General features: G+C 68.7%; 18 protein-coding genes. 6 read left to right on the plus strand and 12 right to left on the minus strand.

Going from position 1 to position 15,986, the window contains the following annotated elements; translation table 11 throughout:
- Positions 1-148: 148 nt before the first annotated feature.
- From GVY39_RS10710 to GVY39_RS10730, 5 genes are all read right to left on the minus strand, one after another.
- Positions 149-922, minus strand: coding sequence for a succinate dehydrogenase iron-sulfur subunit (locus GVY39_RS10710; protein ID WP_043687867.1), 774 nt, complete (start codon positions 920-922; stop codon positions 149-151).
- Positions 922-2,721: a succinate dehydrogenase flavoprotein subunit gene (gene sdhA, locus GVY39_RS10715; RefSeq protein ID WP_159923126.1), complete on the minus strand. Its 1,800-nt coding sequence runs from the start codon at positions 2,719-2,721 to the stop codon at positions 922-924. Before sdhA ends, GVY39_RS10710 begins: the two co-directional genes overlap by 1 nt.
- Before the next feature lie 16 nt (positions 2,722-2,737).
- Positions 2,738-3,169, minus strand: coding sequence for a succinate dehydrogenase hydrophobic membrane anchor subunit (locus GVY39_RS10720; protein ID WP_159923128.1), 432 nt, complete (start codon positions 3,167-3,169; stop codon positions 2,738-2,740).
- A 2-nt stretch (positions 3,170-3,171) separates the two neighbouring features.
- A complete protein-coding gene (gene sdhC / locus GVY39_RS10725) occupies positions 3,172-3,570 on the minus strand; it encodes a succinate dehydrogenase, cytochrome b556 subunit (RefSeq protein ID WP_159923130.1) in 399 nt (132 codons plus the stop codon).
- A 601-nt stretch (positions 3,571-4,171) separates the two neighbouring features.
- Positions 4,172-4,348 (minus strand): hypothetical protein, encoded by a 177-nt coding sequence (locus GVY39_RS10730; protein WP_159923132.1) that lies wholly within the window; start codon positions 4,346-4,348, stop codon positions 4,172-4,174.
- 188 nt (positions 4,349-4,536) lie between these two features.
- On the opposite strand from GVY39_RS10730, the gene GVY39_RS10735 reads away from it, so the two are divergent.
- The 4 genes from GVY39_RS10735 (at position 4,537) to GVY39_RS10750 (ending at position 8,243) form a co-directional block, all read left to right on the plus strand.
- Positions 4,537-4,932, plus strand: coding sequence for a cytidine deaminase (locus tag GVY39_RS10735; RefSeq protein WP_159923134.1), 396 nt, complete (start codon positions 4,537-4,539; stop codon positions 4,930-4,932).
- Positions 4,933-5,019: 87 nt separating this feature from the next.
- Entirely contained in the window at positions 5,020-6,309 is a 1,290-nt protein-coding gene (locus GVY39_RS10740) for a thymidine phosphorylase (protein WP_159923136.1), read from the plus strand.
- Between the two features lie 156 nt (positions 6,310-6,465).
- On the plus strand, positions 6,466-7,563 hold the full coding sequence (locus tag GVY39_RS10745; RefSeq protein ID WP_159923138.1) for an adenosine deaminase: 1,098 nt from the start codon (positions 6,466-6,468) through the stop codon (positions 7,561-7,563).
- A 23-nt stretch (positions 7,564-7,586) separates the two neighbouring features.
- Positions 7,587-8,243, plus strand: coding sequence for a hypothetical protein (locus tag GVY39_RS10750; protein ID WP_159923140.1), 657 nt, complete (start codon positions 7,587-7,589; stop codon positions 8,241-8,243).
- On the opposite strand, the gene GVY39_RS10755 is transcribed toward GVY39_RS10750, so the two are convergent.
- Genes GVY39_RS10755 through GVY39_RS10775 form a run of 5 tightly spaced genes read right to left on the minus strand, consistent with a single transcriptional unit; the run spans position 8,244 to position 11,634 of the window.
- Entirely contained in the window at positions 8,244-9,500 is a 1,257-nt protein-coding gene (locus GVY39_RS10755; protein WP_159923142.1) for a primosomal protein, read from the minus strand.
- 26 nt (positions 9,501-9,526) lie between these two features.
- Positions 9,527-9,874, minus strand: a complete 348-nt coding sequence (locus tag GVY39_RS10760; RefSeq protein WP_159923144.1) for a YbaB/EbfC family nucleoid-associated protein — start codon at positions 9,872-9,874, stop codon at positions 9,527-9,529.
- A complete protein-coding gene (locus GVY39_RS10765; RefSeq protein WP_159923146.1) occupies positions 9,871-10,212 on the minus strand; it encodes a hypothetical protein in 342 nt (113 codons plus the stop codon). Before GVY39_RS10765 ends, GVY39_RS10760 begins: the two co-directional genes overlap by 4 nt.
- A complete protein-coding gene (locus GVY39_RS10770) occupies positions 10,209-11,309 on the minus strand; it encodes a C40 family peptidase (protein WP_159923148.1) in 1,101 nt (366 codons plus the stop codon). The genes GVY39_RS10765 and GVY39_RS10770 overlap by 4 nt, the downstream gene beginning before the upstream one ends.
- A 4-nt stretch (positions 11,310-11,313) precedes the next feature.
- Positions 11,314-11,634 carry a type VII secretion target gene (locus GVY39_RS10775; protein WP_159923150.1) on the minus strand — a complete coding sequence of 107 codons (321 nt, stop codon included), beginning with the start codon at positions 11,632-11,634 and terminating at the stop codon, positions 11,314-11,316.
- Positions 11,635-11,778: 144 nt separating this feature from the next.
- Between GVY39_RS10775 and upp the strand changes: the two genes are divergently transcribed.
- Positions 11,779-12,402: a uracil phosphoribosyltransferase gene (gene upp, locus GVY39_RS10780; protein ID WP_159923152.1), complete on the plus strand. Its 624-nt coding sequence runs from the start codon at positions 11,779-11,781 to the stop codon at positions 12,400-12,402.
- 3 nt (positions 12,403-12,405) lie between these two features.
- Here upp and GVY39_RS10785 read toward each other — a convergent pair whose 3' ends face one another.
- Complete coding sequence (locus GVY39_RS10785) at positions 12,406-13,902, minus strand: phospho-sugar mutase (protein WP_159923154.1); 1,497 nt, start codon at positions 13,900-13,902, stop codon at positions 12,406-12,408.
- Positions 13,903-14,682: a purine-nucleoside phosphorylase gene (locus GVY39_RS10790; RefSeq protein ID WP_159923156.1), complete on the minus strand. Its 780-nt coding sequence runs from the start codon at positions 14,680-14,682 to the stop codon at positions 13,903-13,905.
- A gap of 555 nt (positions 14,683-15,237) precedes the next feature.
- Between GVY39_RS10790 and GVY39_RS10795 the strand changes: the two genes are divergently transcribed.
- The gene (locus GVY39_RS10795; RefSeq protein ID WP_159923158.1) at positions 15,238-15,942 is read left to right on the plus strand and encodes an enoyl-CoA hydratase-related protein; all 705 of its coding nucleotides are present in this window, start codon (positions 15,238-15,240) and stop codon (positions 15,940-15,942) included.
- Positions 15,943-15,986 lie beyond the last annotated feature (44 nt).

Below are 15,986 nucleotides of genomic sequence, written 5' to 3' on the forward strand. Positions count from 1 at the left end.
ACTTGCCCCCTCGAGTGCTAGCACAAGATGAATATCGACAGTTTCCGGCGAACTAGCAGCCGTGATGAACGCAGTCCGCTTCAGGAACGGCGAAGGCCGCCTTACTCGGATGAGTAGGCGGCCTTCGGTTTTCGGCTGTGCCGGGAGGTCAGCGAGTGAAGAGCAGGGCTCGCTTGACTTCTTGGATGGCCTTGGTGACCTCGATGCCGCGGGGGCAGGCGTCGGTGCAGTTGAAGGTGGTGCGGCAGCGCCAGACGCCTTCGACGTCGTTGAGGATGTCGAGGCGCTCGCGGGCGGCTTCGTCGCGGCTGTCGAAGATGAAGCGGTGGGCGTTCACGATCGCGGCCGGGCCGAAGTAGCTGCCGTCGCTCCAGTACACGGGGCAGGAGGTGGTGCAGCAGGCGCACAGGATGCACTTGGTGGTGTCGTCGAACCGGGCGCGGTCGGCCTGGCTCTGGATGCGCTCGCGGGTGGGCTCGTTACCCGTGGTGATCAGGTACGGCTTCACCGCGCGGAACGCGTCGAAGAACGGCTCCATGTTCACCACGAGGTCCTTCTCCACGGGCAGGCCGCGGATCGGCTCGACGGTGACGGTGATCGACTTGCCGCCCTTGGGCAGCATGTCCTTCATCAGCACCTTGCAGGCCAGCCGGTTGACGCCGTTGATCCGCATGGCGTCGGAACCGCAGACGCCGTGCGCGCAGGAACGGCGGAAGGTGAGCGTGCCGTCCAGGTAGGACTTGATGTAGATCAGCACGTTCAGGAAGCGGTCGGTCGACAGGACCGGCACCTGGAAGGACTCCCAGTGCGCGCCCTTGTCGTCCTCCGGGTTGAACCGGGCCACTTTGACGGTGATCATCACCGAGCCCTCGGGGACCGGAGCGGGCTTCTGCGAAGAGGGTGCTTCGGCAACAGCAGTCATCAGTACTTACGCTCCATCGGCTCGTAACGGGTCTGCACCACCGGCTTGAAGTCCAGGCGGATGTCCGAAAGGAGATCCGAGCCCTCCTTGTAGGCCATCGTGTGCCGCATGAAGTTCACGTCGTCGCGGTCCGGGTAGTCCTCGCGAGCGTGGCCGCCGCGCGATTCCTTGCGGTTGAGCGCACCCACCACGGTGACCTCGGCCAGCTCGAGCAGGAAGCCGAGCTCGACGGCCTCGAGCAGGTCGCTGTTGTAGCGCTTGCCCTTGTCCTGCACGGTGATGCGCGCGTAGCGCTCCTTGAGCGCGTGGATGTCGGTGAGCGCCTGCTTGAGCGTGTCCTCGGTGCGGAACACCGAGGCGTTGTTGTCCATCGACCGCTGCAGCTCGGTGCGGATGTCGGCCACCCGCTCGTCGCCGTGCTCGCTCAGCAGCTGGGTCAGCCAGTCCTGCACCATCTGCGCCGGGTTCTCCGGCATTTCGACGAACTCGCTGCGCTGCGCGTACTCCGCGGCCGCGATGCCCGCGCGGCGGCCGAACACGTTGATGTCCAGCAGCGAGTTGGTGCCCAGACGGTTGGCGCCGTGCACCGAGACACACGCGCACTCGCCCGCGGCGTAGAGGCCGGGGACGATGTCGCTGTTGTTGCGCAGCACCTCGCCGCGGATGCGGGTCGGGATGCCACCCATCACGTAGTGACAGGTCGGGAACACCGGCACCAGTTCCTTCACCGGGTCCACACCCAGGTAGGTACGGGAGAACTCGGTGATGTCGGGCAGCTTCTCCTCGAGCACGTCCTCGCCGAGGTGGGTGACGTCGATGTAGACGTAGTCCTTGTTCGGTCCCGCGCCGCGGCCCTCCAACACCTCCAGCACCATCGAGCGGGCGACGATGTCGCGCGGCGCGAGGTCCTTGATGGTGGGGGCGTATCGCTCCATGAACCGCTCGCCGTCGGCGTTGCGCAGGATGCCGCCCTCGCCGCGGACGGCCTCGGAGATCAGGATGCCCAGGCCGGCCAGACCTGTCGGGTGGAACTGGTGGAACTCCATGTCCTCCAGCGGCAGGCCCTTGCGGAACACGATCGCCATGCCGTCACCGGTCAAGGTGTGCGCGTTCGAGGTGGTCTTGTACATCCGGCCCGAGCCGCCGGTGGCGAACACGATCGACTTGGCGTGGAAGACGTGGATCTCGCCGGTGGCCAGCGCGTAGGCGACCACGCCGGTGGCGACCGGACCGCGATCGGTCTCGGTGAGCACCAGGTCCAGCACGTAGAACTCGTTGAAGAACTCCACGTCGTGCTTGACGCAGTTCTGGTACAGCGTCTGCAGGATCATGTGGCCGGTGCGGTCGGCGGCGTAGCACGCGCGGCGGACGGGAGCCTTGCCGTGATCGCGGGTGTGGCCGCCGAAGCGACGCTGGTCGATCTTGCCTTCGGGCGTCCGGTTGAACGGCAGGCCCATCTTTTCGAGGTCGAGCACCGCGTCGATGGCCTCTTTGGCCATGATCTCCGCGGCGTCCTGGTCGACGAGGTAGTCACCACCCTTGACGGTGTCGAAGGTGTGCCATTCCCAGTTGTCCTCTTCGACGTTGGCCAGCGCGGCGCACATGCCGCCCTGGGCCGCGCCGGTGTGGCTGCGGGTCGGGTACAGCTTGGTCAGCACCGCCGTCCGAACCCGCGGGCCGGCCTCGATCGCGGCGCGCATGCCCGCGCCACCCGCGCCGACGATGACGACGTCGTAGCGGTGCTCCTGGACAGGACGAGCTTCCCCGGTCCCGATGGTTCGTTCGCTGCGCTCACTCATGCGAGGGGGCCTGTTCCTAACTGATGTTGGGGTCGAAGGTGAAGATGACGTAGGTGCCCACGCCCATGATCAGGATCATCGAGATGGCCAGCAGGGTCTTGAGCCAGAACCGGGTCGAGTCCTTGCGGGAGTAGTCGTCGATGACGGTGCGCAGACCGTTGCCGCCGTGCAGCTGGGCCAGCCACAACATGCTCAGGTCCCAGAACTGCCAGAACGGGCTGGACCAGCGACCGGCGACGAAGGCGAAGTTCAGTCGCTTCACGCCGCCGTCGAGCAGCAGCATGATCGTCATGTGGCCGAGCACCAGCACGATCAGCAGCAGGCCGGAGAAGCGCATGAACAGCCAGGCGTACTTCTCGAAGTTGTTGCTCGAGTGCGCGCGCGGCGAGCGGGGCAGATCCAGGCTGGCCGGACGGTCGTAGGACTTACCGAGAACAGGTGCGCTCATCTTCAGTGCTCCGTGAACAAGTAGAAGAACTGGCGCCCGACCGCCGGAACGGACAGCAGGAACCAGATCGCGAGGATGATCCAGAGCATCAGGCGCTGGTACTTCGGGCCCTTGGACCAGAAGTCCACGAGGATCACGCGGACGCCGTTGAGCGCGTGGAACAGGACGACGACGACCAGGCCCATCTCCATCAACGCCACGATGGGCGTCTTGTAGGTCTCGATCGCCTCGTTGTAGGTATCCGGGCTCACGCGCACCAAAGCGGTGTCCAGCACGTGGACGAAGAGGAAGAAGAAGATGGTGACACCGGTGATCCGGTGCAGCGCCCACGACCACATTCCGGGGTCGCCTCGGTACAGCGTCTTCCGCTTCGGCTGGGCCGGAGCTTCAATCGTGGTCATAGAGTGCGGTGCCTCCAACGTCGTTGATGGACCCGGTTGCAGGTCCGACGCCGGCGGCGTTGGGGGCGAATGCCCAGGTGGCTGTACTCCGGCCCGTCGCGGGGAACCTGAACCGATCTGTTCTGGACTCTAATCCCCCAGCAATCGCGGAACTAATTCGGCGTACCGTGCGTTGCGCGACACCCGATCGGGTTAGGCTTACCTTTCTTGATGGGTGCGGGGTTCCGTCGTGGCCCTCGCGCGGCCGTCGACCGGTCGATTCGAGAAGGGTTTCCCGCGGCGGATTTCGACTGTAATCCACTGCGTGACAGCGCATTTCGAATTATTTCGGATGTCTGTGCTTCGCACTGGCGGTTTGGCCTCGGCGCTGCCGCTCTCAGTGGCCATGGCCGAATTGTGAGCGGTTGCAATGTGGAGAATGTCTCAGTCGACCTGGCTGAAGCTACTCGTCGGTAATAGACAATCACGGCGGATGCCCGCTCGCAATCGCGAGGCGGAAGTGCTCTCCGTGCGCCGCGGCCTCCGGCAGTTCGATGCGCACAGGCTCGACCCGCGTCCCGGCGAAACGCGCTCCGAGCCGAGGCCCCATTCGACAGGCGATCTATCCCGACGCGGCCGAGCGCACGGCCTTCTCGTACGCCTCGCCCGCGTCGCGGACCTTGATCGCGAGGAACCGCATCCGGTCGGCGGTGAGATAGCCGTTGCGAAAGGCTGTGGAGTCCAGCTCGGCGGCCACCTGGTCCAGTGCCAGGCGCGCGAACCGGGTCTGATCCGACATGCACCAGGTTTACCAGCCGATGTCGGCAAAAATCTCGGTACACGCCGAGAGCGGACGTAACGGTCGGCGGTGCCGTCCTGGCCGGCCACTCCGATCCTTGCCGCACGCACGCCGGCTGAGACGATCCGATCGAGAAAGTTCGACCGGCCCGTCGAACCGCTGAACCGACCGGAGAGGTGGCATCGCCCATGGACATCGACTGGAACAAGCTCCGTGCCAGCGCGTACGAGGCGATGGGCCGCGCTTACGCGCCCTACTCCCGGTTCCCGGTCGGCGCCGCGGGGCTCACCGGTGACCGGGTCGTAGTCGGCTGCAACGTCGAGAACGTCTCCTACGGATTGGGCCTCTGTGCCGAATGTGTGCTCATCGGTCACTTGATTTCCAGCGGAGGGGGACGCCTGGTGGCCGTCTCGGTGACGGATTCCCGTGGCGAGATCCTGATGCCCTGTGGCCGCTGCAGGCAATTGCTCTACGAGCACGGCGGGGCCGAGCTCCTGGTCGATCACAAGGGCGGCGCGGTGCCGTTGCGTGCGCTGCTGCCGGATGCGTTCGGTCCGGACGACCTCGACGCCGGGCAGATGTGAGCCGCTTGCGCCTCCCGGCCTCGACGGTGGCCGCATGCCACCAGTGAGAACCGGTGTTCGGCGGCGGCCCGTGCCAGACTGGCGACCGTGACGGCACTGGACGCGGTTTCGATCATCACGACCAAGCGCGACGGGGGAGAACTGTCCGACGCGCAGATCGACTGGGTGGTCGACGCGTTCACCCGCGGCGTGGTGGCCGACGAGCAGATGTCCGCGCTGGCCATGGCGATCGTCTGGCGCGGGATGACGCGGCGCGAGACGGCGCGGTGGACGGCCGCGATGATCGCCTCCGGGCGGCGCATGGACCTGACCGGCCTGCCGCGCCCCACCGTGGACAAGCACTCGACCGGCGGAGTGGGTGACAAGATCACGCTGCCGCTGGCGCCGCTGGTCGCCGCGTGCGGCGCCGCGGTGCCGCAATTGTCCGGGCGCGGGCTCGGCCATACCGGCGGAACCCTGGACAAGCTGGAATCCATTCCCGGCTGGCAGGCGGACGTGCCGGTGCCGCGGATGCGCGACATCCTCGCCGACCCGGCCGTCGGCGCGGTGATCTGCGCGGCGGGCGCCGATCTCGCACCCGCGGACCGGCGGCTCTACGCCTTGCGCGACGTCACCGGCACGGTCGAATCGATCCCGCTGATCGCGAGCTCGATCATGAGCAAGAAGATCGCGGAGGGCACCGCCGCGCTGCTGCTCGACGTCAAGGTCGGCTCCGGCGCCTTCCTGAAGACCCTCGACGGGGCGCGCGACCTGGCGACAGCCATGGTCGAACTCGGCACCGACGCGGGCGTCCGGACGGTCGCGCTGCTCACCGCCATGGACACCCCCCTCGGCCGCACGGCGGGCAATGCCCTGGAAGTCGCGGAATCGGTGGAGGTGCTCGCGGGCGGCGGTCCCGAGGACGTCGTCGAGCTGACCATCGCCTTGGCGCGCGAGATGGTCGCGCTGGCCGGGCTCGATGCCGACCCCGCCGACGCGCTGGCCGACGGACGGGCGATGGACCACTGGCGCGCGATGGTCCGCGCCCAGGGTGGCGACCCGGACGCGCCGCTGCCCACCGCGAAGCACACCGAGACCGTGCGCGCCGAGGCCGACGGTGTGCTGACCCGGCTCGACGCGCTGAGCGTCGGCATCGCCGCCTGGCGCCTCGGCGCGGGCCGGGCACGCCAAGGTGATCCGGTGCAGTCCGGCGCGGGCATCGAGATGCACGCCAAGCCGGGCGACACCGTGACCGCGGGGCAACCGCTGTTGACCATGCACACCGACACCCCCGACGCCTTCACCGGCGCTACGTCGGCCCTGTCCGGCGCTGTCACCATCGAAACCGGTGCCGCGTCCGCTCCCGCTCCGCTGATCCTCGACCGAATCGTGTCCTGATCTGTTGGCGAGCCGCGAAATTCCGGCGGGCGCAGTCGCCGCCTGTGTGGTCGATGGGTGTCCCGTTGTGGACCGGCCCGCATCCGGCGGGCAACGAGATGGTTGCCACGGTCGCAGTCGGCTGCCGTTTCGGCGCGCTGCGGCTACCGTCGACACATGACTGGACCGATGCCTCTGACTCTCGCCTCGATCCGCCAAGCGCCGAAAGCGCTGCTGCACGATCACCTCGACGGTGGCCTGCGGCCCGCGACGGTGCTCGAACTCGCCGCGCACAGCGGCTACGACGACCTACCCGCCACGGATGAGGCGTCGCTGGCGGCCTGGTTCCGTGACGCGGCCGACAGCGGGTCGCTGGAACGCTATCTGGAGACCTTCGCGCACACCGTCGCCGTAATGCAGACTCCGGAGGGCTTGCACCGGGTCGCTCGCGAATGCGCCGAGGACCTCGCCGCCGACGGCGTCGTGTACGCGGAGGTGCGCTTCGCTCCCGAACAGCATCTGGAGCGCGGACTGACGCTGGACGAGGTGGTCGAACACACGCTGGCCGGATTCCGCGAGGGCGAGGCCGCCGCCGCGGAGCAGGGCCACACCATCGTGGTGACCTGTCTGCTGACCGCGATGCGGCATGCGGCGCGCTCGCGGGAGATCGCGGAACTGGTGGTGCGCTTTCGCGATCGCGGGGTCGGCGGCTTCGACATCGCGGGTGCGGAGGCCGGTTTCCCGCCCAGCAGGCACCTGGACGCGTTCGAGTACATGCGGGCCAACAGCGCGCACTTCACCATCCACGCGGGCGAGGCCTTCGGCCTGCCGTCCATTCACGAAGCGCTCGCGTTCTGCGGATGCGACCGCCTCGGCCACGGTGTGCGGATCACCGACGACATCAGCGTGCCCGGCGCGATCGAGGACGCAGAGCTGGGCGTGGTCGCCAACTACGTCCGGGACATGCGCATTCCGCTGGAGCTGTGCCCGTCGTCGAACGTGCAGACCGGCGCCGTGCCATCGCTGGACAAGCACCCGTTCGACCTGCTGGCCCGCCTGCGCTTCCGCGTCACGGTCAACACCGACAACCGGCTGATGAGCGACACCAGCATGAGCCAGGAGATGCTCAAATTGGTCGAGACGTTCGGCTACGGCTGGAGCGACCTGGAACGGTTCACCATCAACGCCATGAAGTCGGCGTTCATCCCGTTCCCCGAGCGGCTGCGGATCATCGACGACATCATCAAGCCCGGATACGCGGTGCTCATCGGATAGGCGACCGGGCTACCGTGACCGACATGGCGACCTTGCGTATCCCCCGCCGGTTCAACGGACCACCCGACTCCGGCAACGGTGGCTACGTGGCCGGTCTGCTCGCCGAGCAGCGCGGCGAGCAGACCGTGACCGTGATCCTGCGCAGCCCGCCGCCGCTGGAGACGCCGCTCGACGTGCGCGGCCGACGGCTGTACGAGGGCGACACGCTGATCGCCGAGTCGAACAGCGGCGAGCTCATGCGGGACGCACCGCGTCATGTCCGGTTCGATGACGCGGCCGAGGCAGCGCGCGGCTATACGAGCATCGAGATGTTCGCCTCTTGCTTCGTCTGCGGCAGCCGGCGGGCCGACGGGCTGCGCATCGAACCCGGACGAGTGGACGAGGCTCGAGTAGCCTCGCCGTGGGTGCCCGACGACACCGTGCCGCTGGGCCCGCCGCTGCTGTGGGCCGCGATGGACTGCCCCGGCGGCTGGTCGCTCCCCGGCATGCTCGAACGTCCCGCACTGCTCGGCTCGATGACCGCCACCGTGCACGACGTGCCGCAGGTCGGCGAGCGCTGCGTCGTCGTTGGCGAGTTCCACGGCGAACAAGGCCGCAAATGCTGGGCCTCGACCGCTGTCTACGGCGCCGACGAACGCCTGCTCGGGCAGGCCGAGCAGGTGTGGATCCGGCTGAGCTAGTTACTGCTTGTCGAGCCGGGACTCCAGGTGGCGTTCCAGTTCGCGCCAGGCCTGGGCCTCGGCGGTGAACGGCGGGTTGGGCGCCAACCGGGTGGGGTCGGGATTCAGCAGGTAGGAGACATACCAGCCCAGCGGGGTGGATTGCGCCAGCGCCTGCTCCACCGTGTCGTCGTCGGCGTAGTCGGCGGCGTCGGTGAACAGCTCGACCGCCAGGTCCAGCTGTTCGATGTCGACCGCCTCCGGGCCTTCCGCCAAATCCTCGGCCAAGCCGGGCAGCACGTAGACGTTCTCGTCGGTGACCTCCACCTCCAGCGAGCCGTCCACCGCCGCGGTCTGCACGTCGGCGAAGGTGCTCACGCGGGCCAGGTCGTGCTCGTGATCGTCGGCGAGGTAGCGGGCCAGCGCACGCTCGGAGGGGAAGACCGTGATCGCGCCCTTGGTGCCGAGGAAGATCGGCTCGTCGTCGAGGTAACAGCGCAGCGTGAAGACGCTGCCTTCGGACGTGACGATCTTGACCGGGTCGATGCCGACCTCGTGCCAGAACGATTCATCCTCGTCCTCGTCTTCCTCGTCGTCTTCTTCCTCGTCGAGGTCGACGGGCTCGAATTCCTCCTCGTCGCTGTCGGCCGCGTCGTCGGCGTCGACCACGTTCTCCTCGGCGGCCAGCAGCTCGGCCTCGGCGACCGCGACCGCTTCGGCGTCCACCTCGGGCGTCTGCACGACGGAGTCGATGGCGTCCAGCACGTCGTCCCAGTCCTTGGCGATGGCCGCGCCGATCTGGTCCCACAACTCCTCTCCGTCGCGGCCGACGAACGCGCTCACCCCGCCGGGCAGCGCGCCGAGTACCGGATGCGAACCGAAGAACTTGGTCACCGTCTCGAGCTCGCACACCTCACCGATGTTGCGCACCATGCCGAGGGTGTCTTCCAACTCGGCGACGGTGTCCACGTCGGGGTCACCGGCGGCCAGCTCCGGCACGGCGACCAGATCGAAGGTGAAGTTCTCCTCCGGTTCCAGTTCGACCGCGGACAGACCCGCGACAACCTTCCACGCCGGATGGTCGATGAGGTCGTTGTCGGAGCTGGTGCGGATGAACGCGGCCAGCTCCGCCACGGATTCGAAACCGTAGAGGGCATCCTCGTGACCGAGGAACGCCTCCCACTCGTCGTCACCGTCTCGCCAGCGCGGTGCCCACAGGGTGACGAGATCGCCGTCGGTCAGGCCGAGCTCGATCGGGACGATGTCTCCAGAAGCCATGTGCGGAAGCCTATCGACCTTCCGCGTCAGGCACTATCCGGCCCGCCCCCATTCGTGCCCGCGGGCGGCTGCCCGGCCGGGACGAACGACTCGTTCAGTGTCGCAACCACCTTGGATCGCTGCGCGCCGGCGTCCTCGGCGGCCTGCCTGCAGGCCCAGACGATCAACTGTCCGACCTCGGTGGGCGGCAGCGAAGTGACCGATTCCGCGAGGGTCAGGCCGACCATCGCGCCATCGCTGTTCACCTCGACGCTCACCGCGCCGTCCTCGGAGGTGAACCGTCCGCGCACCTGCTTCAGCCCGTACAGCGCGGCTTCCAGCGCCTCCAGTTTCTGGGTAGCCGACGCGACCAGGGCGTCCATTTCCGCGCTCATACCGGCCTCATCCAGGTCGTCGGTCCCGTGTCCGCGTCATCGATCCGGTCGAGCTCGTCCACCGCCTGCTGGCGGGTGGGCAGGCCGAGCCGGTCGAGAATGTCCGAGGGCATGCCGGCCTCGGCGAGCAATTCGCGCCGCCGCGCCCGCGCCGCGATGGCGGAGCGCTGGGTGAGCCGCAGGATCTCGTTCGCCAGCGACTGTGCGCCGTAACGGTATTCGCTGCGCTCGAACTTGATCTCCACCGGCATGCCCTGATCGGTAGCGCGCACCGAGATGGTGCCCGACCGGTTGCTGCTGGCAGCCACCGTGACATTGGGGACCTGGGGTTGGGTCATGCCGTCGGCCTGTAGAAACCGTAGAAGTCCATGCCTGAGTTCTCCGTTCGAATCGAGCTGATCTGGACCGGGTCACCCGCCTCGACCAACTGCCCGTTGCCGATCACCATGGCCACGTGGCCGTCCCAGATCGCCAGGTCGCCGGGCATCAGGTCACCGGCCGAGACCGGTGTGGCCCCGTTGCCCTGCTCGGCCGCGAGCCGGGGCAGGTCGACGCCCGCCTCGCCGTAGGCGTACTTGGTGAGCCCGCTGCAGTCCAATCCCGCGCCCGGGCTGTTGCCGCCCCAGACATAGGGCGTGCCGACCGCGCCGATCGCCGACCGGACCGCCGTGGCGGCCTGTTCGTTGGGCGCCTCCACGACGCTGCCGTCGGGCAGCGTGATCTTCACGCCCTTGCCGTCGTCGGGCGCTCCCGAGGAACCGGTGTCGGGCTTGGGCGTGCCCGAGGTGCCCGGCGTGGTGCTGGGACCACGCATGGCTTGGGACAGCGTCGGCGTGGCCATCGCGGTGCTCAGCAGTTGCCCCGCGCCGTTGAGTGCGCCGGAGGCGGTGGACACCACCTGCTGTACGGGCACGCCGGACAGGGACGGGGTCGTGGGCGGCGGGGTCAGCTCGTTCATCGACGCGGTGTGCGTCTGCAATTCGTTCTGCACCCGGCCGACGACGTTGAGCGCTTGGCCGAGATGGTCGATCGCCGTGCCGACGAGCACCGTCAGCCCCTGCGGGGTCGCCAGGGCCGGACCTATGCTCGCGGCGGTGTTCACGAAGGACTGCGCGATGTCGGTGAGCTCTTTCTGACCCGTCTCGACCTCGCCCGCGGCCTGGTTCACGACCGTCGCCATCTCGTTGCCGCGATCGGAGATGGTGGCCGCCGAGGTCTGCACGCGCAGCGCCTTGGCGGTGGCCGCGTCGGCGGCACGGCCGTCCCAGGCGGTGTTCATACCGTTGATGCTGTCGCGGCCCATCTGGTGGATCTGGTCGACCACGGCCGAGGTGCTGCGCAGCGCGTCCGTGGGGCCGCCCGAGGGCAGCACGCCGCTGCCGAAGCTGGCGAGCAGGTCGAAGATCGGTTTGGCCAGCGCGTTGATGTCGATCACCGGCTCACTCCACTTCGGCGGCCGCGTTCCGCAGCGCGCTCGCGTGGGTGGCGTCGGTCTCGGTGAGGACGGCCGCCGCTCCGGTGGCCGCGCCGCCCATACTGGTGAGCACCGCCGACAGCTGGCCGATCGCGGCGACGTGCCCGGCGTGCGCCGCGGCATAGGCCGCCATGAAGTCACCGCCGATGAGCCCCATGATCGGGCCGAGCAGCGCGGGTTCCGCCGCCGCAGCGCTCACTCCCGCCGCCGCCATATCACCGGCCATGACGTGAGTGGTCGCGCCGTAGGCCGCGATGCCCTCGGTGTCCGCCGACATCTTTCGCATCAGAGCTTCCCCCATCTGTTGTTCCCAGGCAGAGTACGTCATCCACTTGGTTCGACGCGCGCTGTTCCGGTTCGGTTCCGCCGCTTCGGAAAAAAGTTCCGTGGCGTCCGGCGGCGCACCCCGGGCCGACCTTATCGTTCCCTCATGCGCACCCACACCGTGGACCATCCACTCGTCGCCGCCCTGCTGACCACGATGCGGGACGAGCGAACCGCGAATCCGGCTTTCCGTGCCGCACTGCGTGATCTGACCGGGATCCTGATCTACGAGGCGCTGCGCGACGCGGAGGTCGAGCGTTTCCAGATCGTCACACCGGTCGCCCCCACCGAAGGCGTCCGGCTGGCCCGGCCGCCGCTGCTGGTCCCAGTGCTGCGCGCCGGGCTCGGCATGATCGATGCGGCCGCGGAACTGATCCCGGACGCCAGAATCGGATTCGTCGGCCTCGCCCGCGACGAGGAAACCCACCAGCCGGTGCCCTATATGGAGTCGCTGCCCGCCGATCTCGCCGGGCTGCCGGTCTTCGTGCTCGATCCGATGCTGGCCACGGGCGGCTCTATGCGTCACACCCTGCAACTGCTCGCGGCGCGCGGCGCCACCGACATCACCGCCGTCTGCGTCGTCGCAGCGCCGGAAGGTATTGCGACACTGGCGGACTCGGGCCTGCCGGTGCGGCTGGTCACCGCTGTCGTCGACGCGGAACTGAACGAGAACGCCTACATCGTGCCCGGTCTCGGCGACGCGGGCGACAGGCAGTTCGGACCGCGCTGACGGTCAGAGCGCCCGGCAGAAGTCGCGCAGCGCCGAAAGGCGTACGCACGCAGCGGCTCGCGCGGCCGGAAGATCGGCGTGCGAGCCGACCGGTTCGACCACCTCCAAGTAGCACTTGAGTTTCGGCTCGGTGCCGGAAGGTCGCACGACCACACGGGAGGAGACACCCTCGAAGATCAGCGCGTCGGTCCGCATCCGTCCCCGCACCCGGAGTTGGTCGGTGTACTCGACCGGCTCGCCCGCGATCCGCTCCGGCGGGTGCGCCCGCAACCGCTGCACCACCGCGGCGGCATCGGCGGCCGAGGCGAGCCGCAGCGACACCTGGTCGCCCGTGTGCAAGCCGAATTCGACCGCGTAGTCGTCGAGTTCGTCATCGAGGACGCGACCCGTGGCTTTCAGCCGGGCCACCAGATCGGCCACCAGCACGGCGGCGGAGATACCGTCCTTGTCCCGGACCGCCGCCGGGTCGACGCAGTGGCCGATCGCCTCCTCATAGGCGTAGACCAAGCCGTCGCCCGCGCGGGCCAGCCATTTGAATCCCGTGAGCGTTTCCGCGTAGCGGCCGCCGCGAGCGGGAGCCAGCTCGGAAAGCAGTCGCGACGACACAATGGTCGTCGCCACCAGCGAGTCCGCGGGAGCGGTGCGCAGCACGCAGTCGGCCAGCAGTACGCCGGTCTCGTCGCCGCGCAACATCCGCCAGGTACCGTCCGGGCGCGGGACACCCACCGCGCACCGGTCCGCGTCGGGATCCAGCGCGATCGCCACATCGGCGCCGACCCGGGCCGCCGTCGCGAGCAGCAGATCGCTCGCACCGGGTTCCTCGGGGTTCGGGAACGCGACGGTGGGGAAGTCGGGATCCGGTGCGAACTGCTCATCTACCACATGGACGTCGGGATAACCCGCCGCGCCGAGCGCTTCGACGGCGAGTTCGCCGCCGACGCCGTGCAGTGGTGTGAGTGCGATCCGGATCCCGGCGCGCTCGCCCGGTCCGCCGATCCGGGAGGGTAATTCGGCGACGCGGCGCACATAGCGCCGCACCACGTCGTCGTCTGCGGGGGTCACCGGCTGACGATCGATCGGCTCGCTGACGGCTTCGATGCAGCGCTCGATTTCGGCGTCGGCCGGGGCGAGAAGCTGCGATCCACCGTCGAGGTAGACCTTGTAGCCGTTGTCGGTGGCCGGATTGTGCGAGGCGGTGATCTGCACGCCCGCGACCGCCCCCAGCGCACGCACCGCGTACGCGACCACCGGGGTCGGCAGCGGACGCGGCAGCAGCGTCACCGCGAAGCCCGTCGCCGCGAGAATCTCCGAGGTCGCCGCGGCGAACTCGGCGGAACCGTGCCTGGCGTCGCGGCCGACGACCACCGCGCCGCCGCCGAGGCAGCGCTCGCGCAGCCACGCCGCGATCCCGGCGGTAGCCCTGCTCACCGTGGTGACGTTCATGCCGTCCGGGCCGTCGCGCAGCGGCCCGCGCAGTCCTGCCGTGCCGAACCGCAGCATCTACACCCGTTCCAGCACGCCGCGCAGCAGTTTGCCCAGCCGTGGCGCCGCGGCGTGCCCTTCGGCGAGCACCTCGGCGTGGGACAGATGCGCGCCCGTCACCCCCGCGGCCAGATTGGTGACCAGCGAGATGCCCAGCAGCCGGGCGCCCAGCGCGCGGCAGGCGATCGCTTCCAGCACCGTGGACATGCCGACGAGGTCCGCGCCGATCGTGCGCAGCATCCGGATCTCGGCGGGTGTCTCGTACTGCGGCCCCGTCAGGCCCGCGTAGACGCCGTCGGTCAGGCTTGGGTCGATCTCCCTGGCGACCGCCCGCAACTCGGGGTCCCAGGCGTCGACCAGGTCGACGAACGTCGCGCCTGCCAGCGGCGTGCGACCGGTCAAGTTGAGATGGTCGCTGATCAGCACCGGCTCACCCACCCGGAGGCCGGGCCGGATACCGCCCGCGGCGTTGGTCAGCACGACGATCTCCGCGCCCGCCGCCACGGCCGCCGACACCGGATGCACCACATCGGCGGGCTGGTAGCCCTCGTAGAGATGCTGGCGGCCCATCAGCAGCAGCACGGCGTTGTCGTCCACCTGAACCGAATGGACCATGCCGACATGGCCCTGGGCGGTCGGTGTCCCGAACCCCGGCAGCTCCGGCATCGGAACCGACGCCCGCGGCGCCCCGATCTCCGCGGCCGCGTCCTGCCAGCCCGACCCCAGCACCACCGCGACCCGGTGGCGTGACACTCCCGTACGTTCGGCGATCGCCTCGGCGGCCTGTTCGGCAAGCATGATCGTCACCATAGCTCTGTTTGATTATCAGCGCCTGCGGCGCTGAGTGTTCGCGGCCCCTCGGTGGCTCGCGTCCGAGCGGCCGCCGCTTGCTCCTTCGTCGCCTACGCGTCGGCCACTCGGACGCGAGCCGGGCCGCGAACGGACAATGCTCGGTCTCGCTTCGCTCGAAACCGGGAGTTGGGCGGGTGTGGGCGCGTCGGTGGTGATGCAGCCGAGCCCCGGCGGCGGCATCGGCCGGTGTGATCGCATGGGCGGTCGTCCTGCTGGCACGCTTCCCATCGGTGGCTGGTAGCTGGATGTTGGCCAGGTCGGGTGGGCGGTGGCCGGGTGTGGTCGCGGCGGGTGTCAGCGCGGTTGGACGACGCCTGGCCGACTGGCTGGAGTTCTCGTCGCCTTCGGATCAGTCGTGCCGCATCGGGATCGGCGGCATCGAGGGGCGCGACCATGGGCCGGCATCGCAAAGGTCGGGTCGGGCGTTGCTCGTCGCGGGTCGGCATTCGACTTTCTACCCGCGAGTAGGGGTGTTCGATGTGGCCCGATACGCTGCACCGCATGCCGTATCTCGAACGCCAAGGTGAAGTGTTCGTCGTGTACCTCGGCACCGAGGGACAGACGGACAGCGAGAACCGTTTCCACCCGGACTGGATCGACGAATTCCACGGCTTGCTGGACGAGGTCGAGAGCTCCCAGGGACCTGCCGCGCTGGTGACCACCGCGACCGGGAAGTTCTACAGCAACGGTCTGGACACCGACTGGCTGTTCGGCAACCTGGACAAGATGCACGGCTACCTCGACCGCGTGCACTCGCTCTACACCCGCCTGCTCGCCTTCCCGCTGCCGACCGTGGCCGCGATCAACGGCCATGCCTTCGGCGCGGGGGCCATGCTGGCCACCTCGCACGACTTCCGGATGATGCGCGCCGATCGCGGCTTCTACTGCCTGCCCGAGGTGCACTTGGGCATGCCGTTCACCATCGGGATGAACGCCCTGCTCACCGAGCGGCTGACCAACCAGGTCTGTGTGCAGGCGATGACCACCGGCCACCGCTACGCGGCGGACGAGGCCATTGCCGCGGGCATCGCCGACGGCAAGGCCGAAGCCCCCGATTTGCTCGCGACCGCGATCGAGCGGGCGGCGGCCCTGGCGAGCAACCGCAAGCCCAACCTGCCGGTGATCAAGCGCGCCTTGCACGCGAAGGCCCTGGCCGGTCTCGCGGTGCCGACCACCCCCGAGAACCTGGCGTTCGCGGCGGGCTGATTCCGTCCGGCTCGGGGAGCTCGGTGTTCGTGGCGGGCTGATTC

Origin of the sequence: Nocardia sp. CY15, from assembly GCF_009829295.1 — a bacterium.
Classification (GTDB): domain Bacteria; phylum Actinomycetota; class Actinomycetes; order Mycobacteriales; family Mycobacteriaceae; genus Nocardia; species Nocardia sputi.

What these genes read in the sequence shown, in the direction of transcription:
- GVY39_RS10710 (WP_043687867.1), bottom strand. Translation starts at nt 922, where the DNA reads ATGACTGCTGTTGCCGAAGCACCCTCTTCGCAGAAGCCCGCTCCGGTC.
- sdhA (WP_159923126.1), bottom strand. Translation starts at nt 2,721, where the DNA reads ATGAGTGAGCGCAGCGAACGAACCATCGGGACCGGGGAAGCTCGTCCT.
- GVY39_RS10720 (WP_159923128.1), bottom strand. Translation starts at nt 3,169, where the DNA reads ATGAGCGCACCTGTTCTCGGTAAGTCCTACGACCGTCCGGCCAGCCTG.
- sdhC (WP_159923130.1), bottom strand. Translation starts at nt 3,570, where the DNA reads ATGACCACGATTGAAGCTCCGGCCCAGCCGAAGCGGAAGACGCTGTAC.
- GVY39_RS10730 (WP_159923132.1), bottom strand. Translation starts at nt 4,348, where the DNA reads ATGTCGGATCAGACCCGGTTCGCGCGCCTGGCACTGGACCAGGTGGCC.
- GVY39_RS10735 (WP_159923134.1), top strand. Translation starts at nt 4,537, where the DNA reads ATGGACATCGACTGGAACAAGCTCCGTGCCAGCGCGTACGAGGCGATG.
- GVY39_RS10745 (WP_159923138.1), top strand. Translation starts at nt 6,466, where the DNA reads ATGACTGGACCGATGCCTCTGACTCTCGCCTCGATCCGCCAAGCGCCG.
- GVY39_RS10750 (WP_159923140.1), top strand. Translation starts at nt 7,587, where the DNA reads ATGGCGACCTTGCGTATCCCCCGCCGGTTCAACGGACCACCCGACTCC.
- GVY39_RS10755 (WP_159923142.1), bottom strand. Translation starts at nt 9,500, where the DNA reads ATGGCTTCTGGAGACATCGTCCCGATCGAGCTCGGCCTGACCGACGGC.
- GVY39_RS10760 (WP_159923144.1), bottom strand. Translation starts at nt 9,874, where the DNA reads ATGAGCGCGGAAATGGACGCCCTGGTCGCGTCGGCTACCCAGAAACTG.
- GVY39_RS10765 (WP_159923146.1), bottom strand. Translation starts at nt 10,212, where the DNA reads ATGACCCAACCCCAGGTCCCCAATGTCACGGTGGCTGCCAGCAGCAAC.
- GVY39_RS10775 (WP_159923150.1), bottom strand. Translation starts at nt 11,634, where the DNA reads ATGCGAAAGATGTCGGCGGACACCGAGGGCATCGCGGCCTACGGCGCG.
- upp (WP_159923152.1), top strand. Translation starts at nt 11,779, where the DNA reads ATGCGCACCCACACCGTGGACCATCCACTCGTCGCCGCCCTGCTGACC.
- GVY39_RS10785 (WP_159923154.1), bottom strand. Translation starts at nt 13,902, where the DNA reads ATGCTGCGGTTCGGCACGGCAGGACTGCGCGGGCCGCTGCGCGACGGC.
- GVY39_RS10790 (WP_159923156.1), bottom strand. Translation starts at nt 14,682, where the DNA reads ATGCTTGCCGAACAGGCCGCCGAGGCGATCGCCGAACGTACGGGAGTG.
- GVY39_RS10795 (WP_159923158.1), top strand. Translation starts at nt 15,238, where the DNA reads ATGCCGTATCTCGAACGCCAAGGTGAAGTGTTCGTCGTGTACCTCGGC.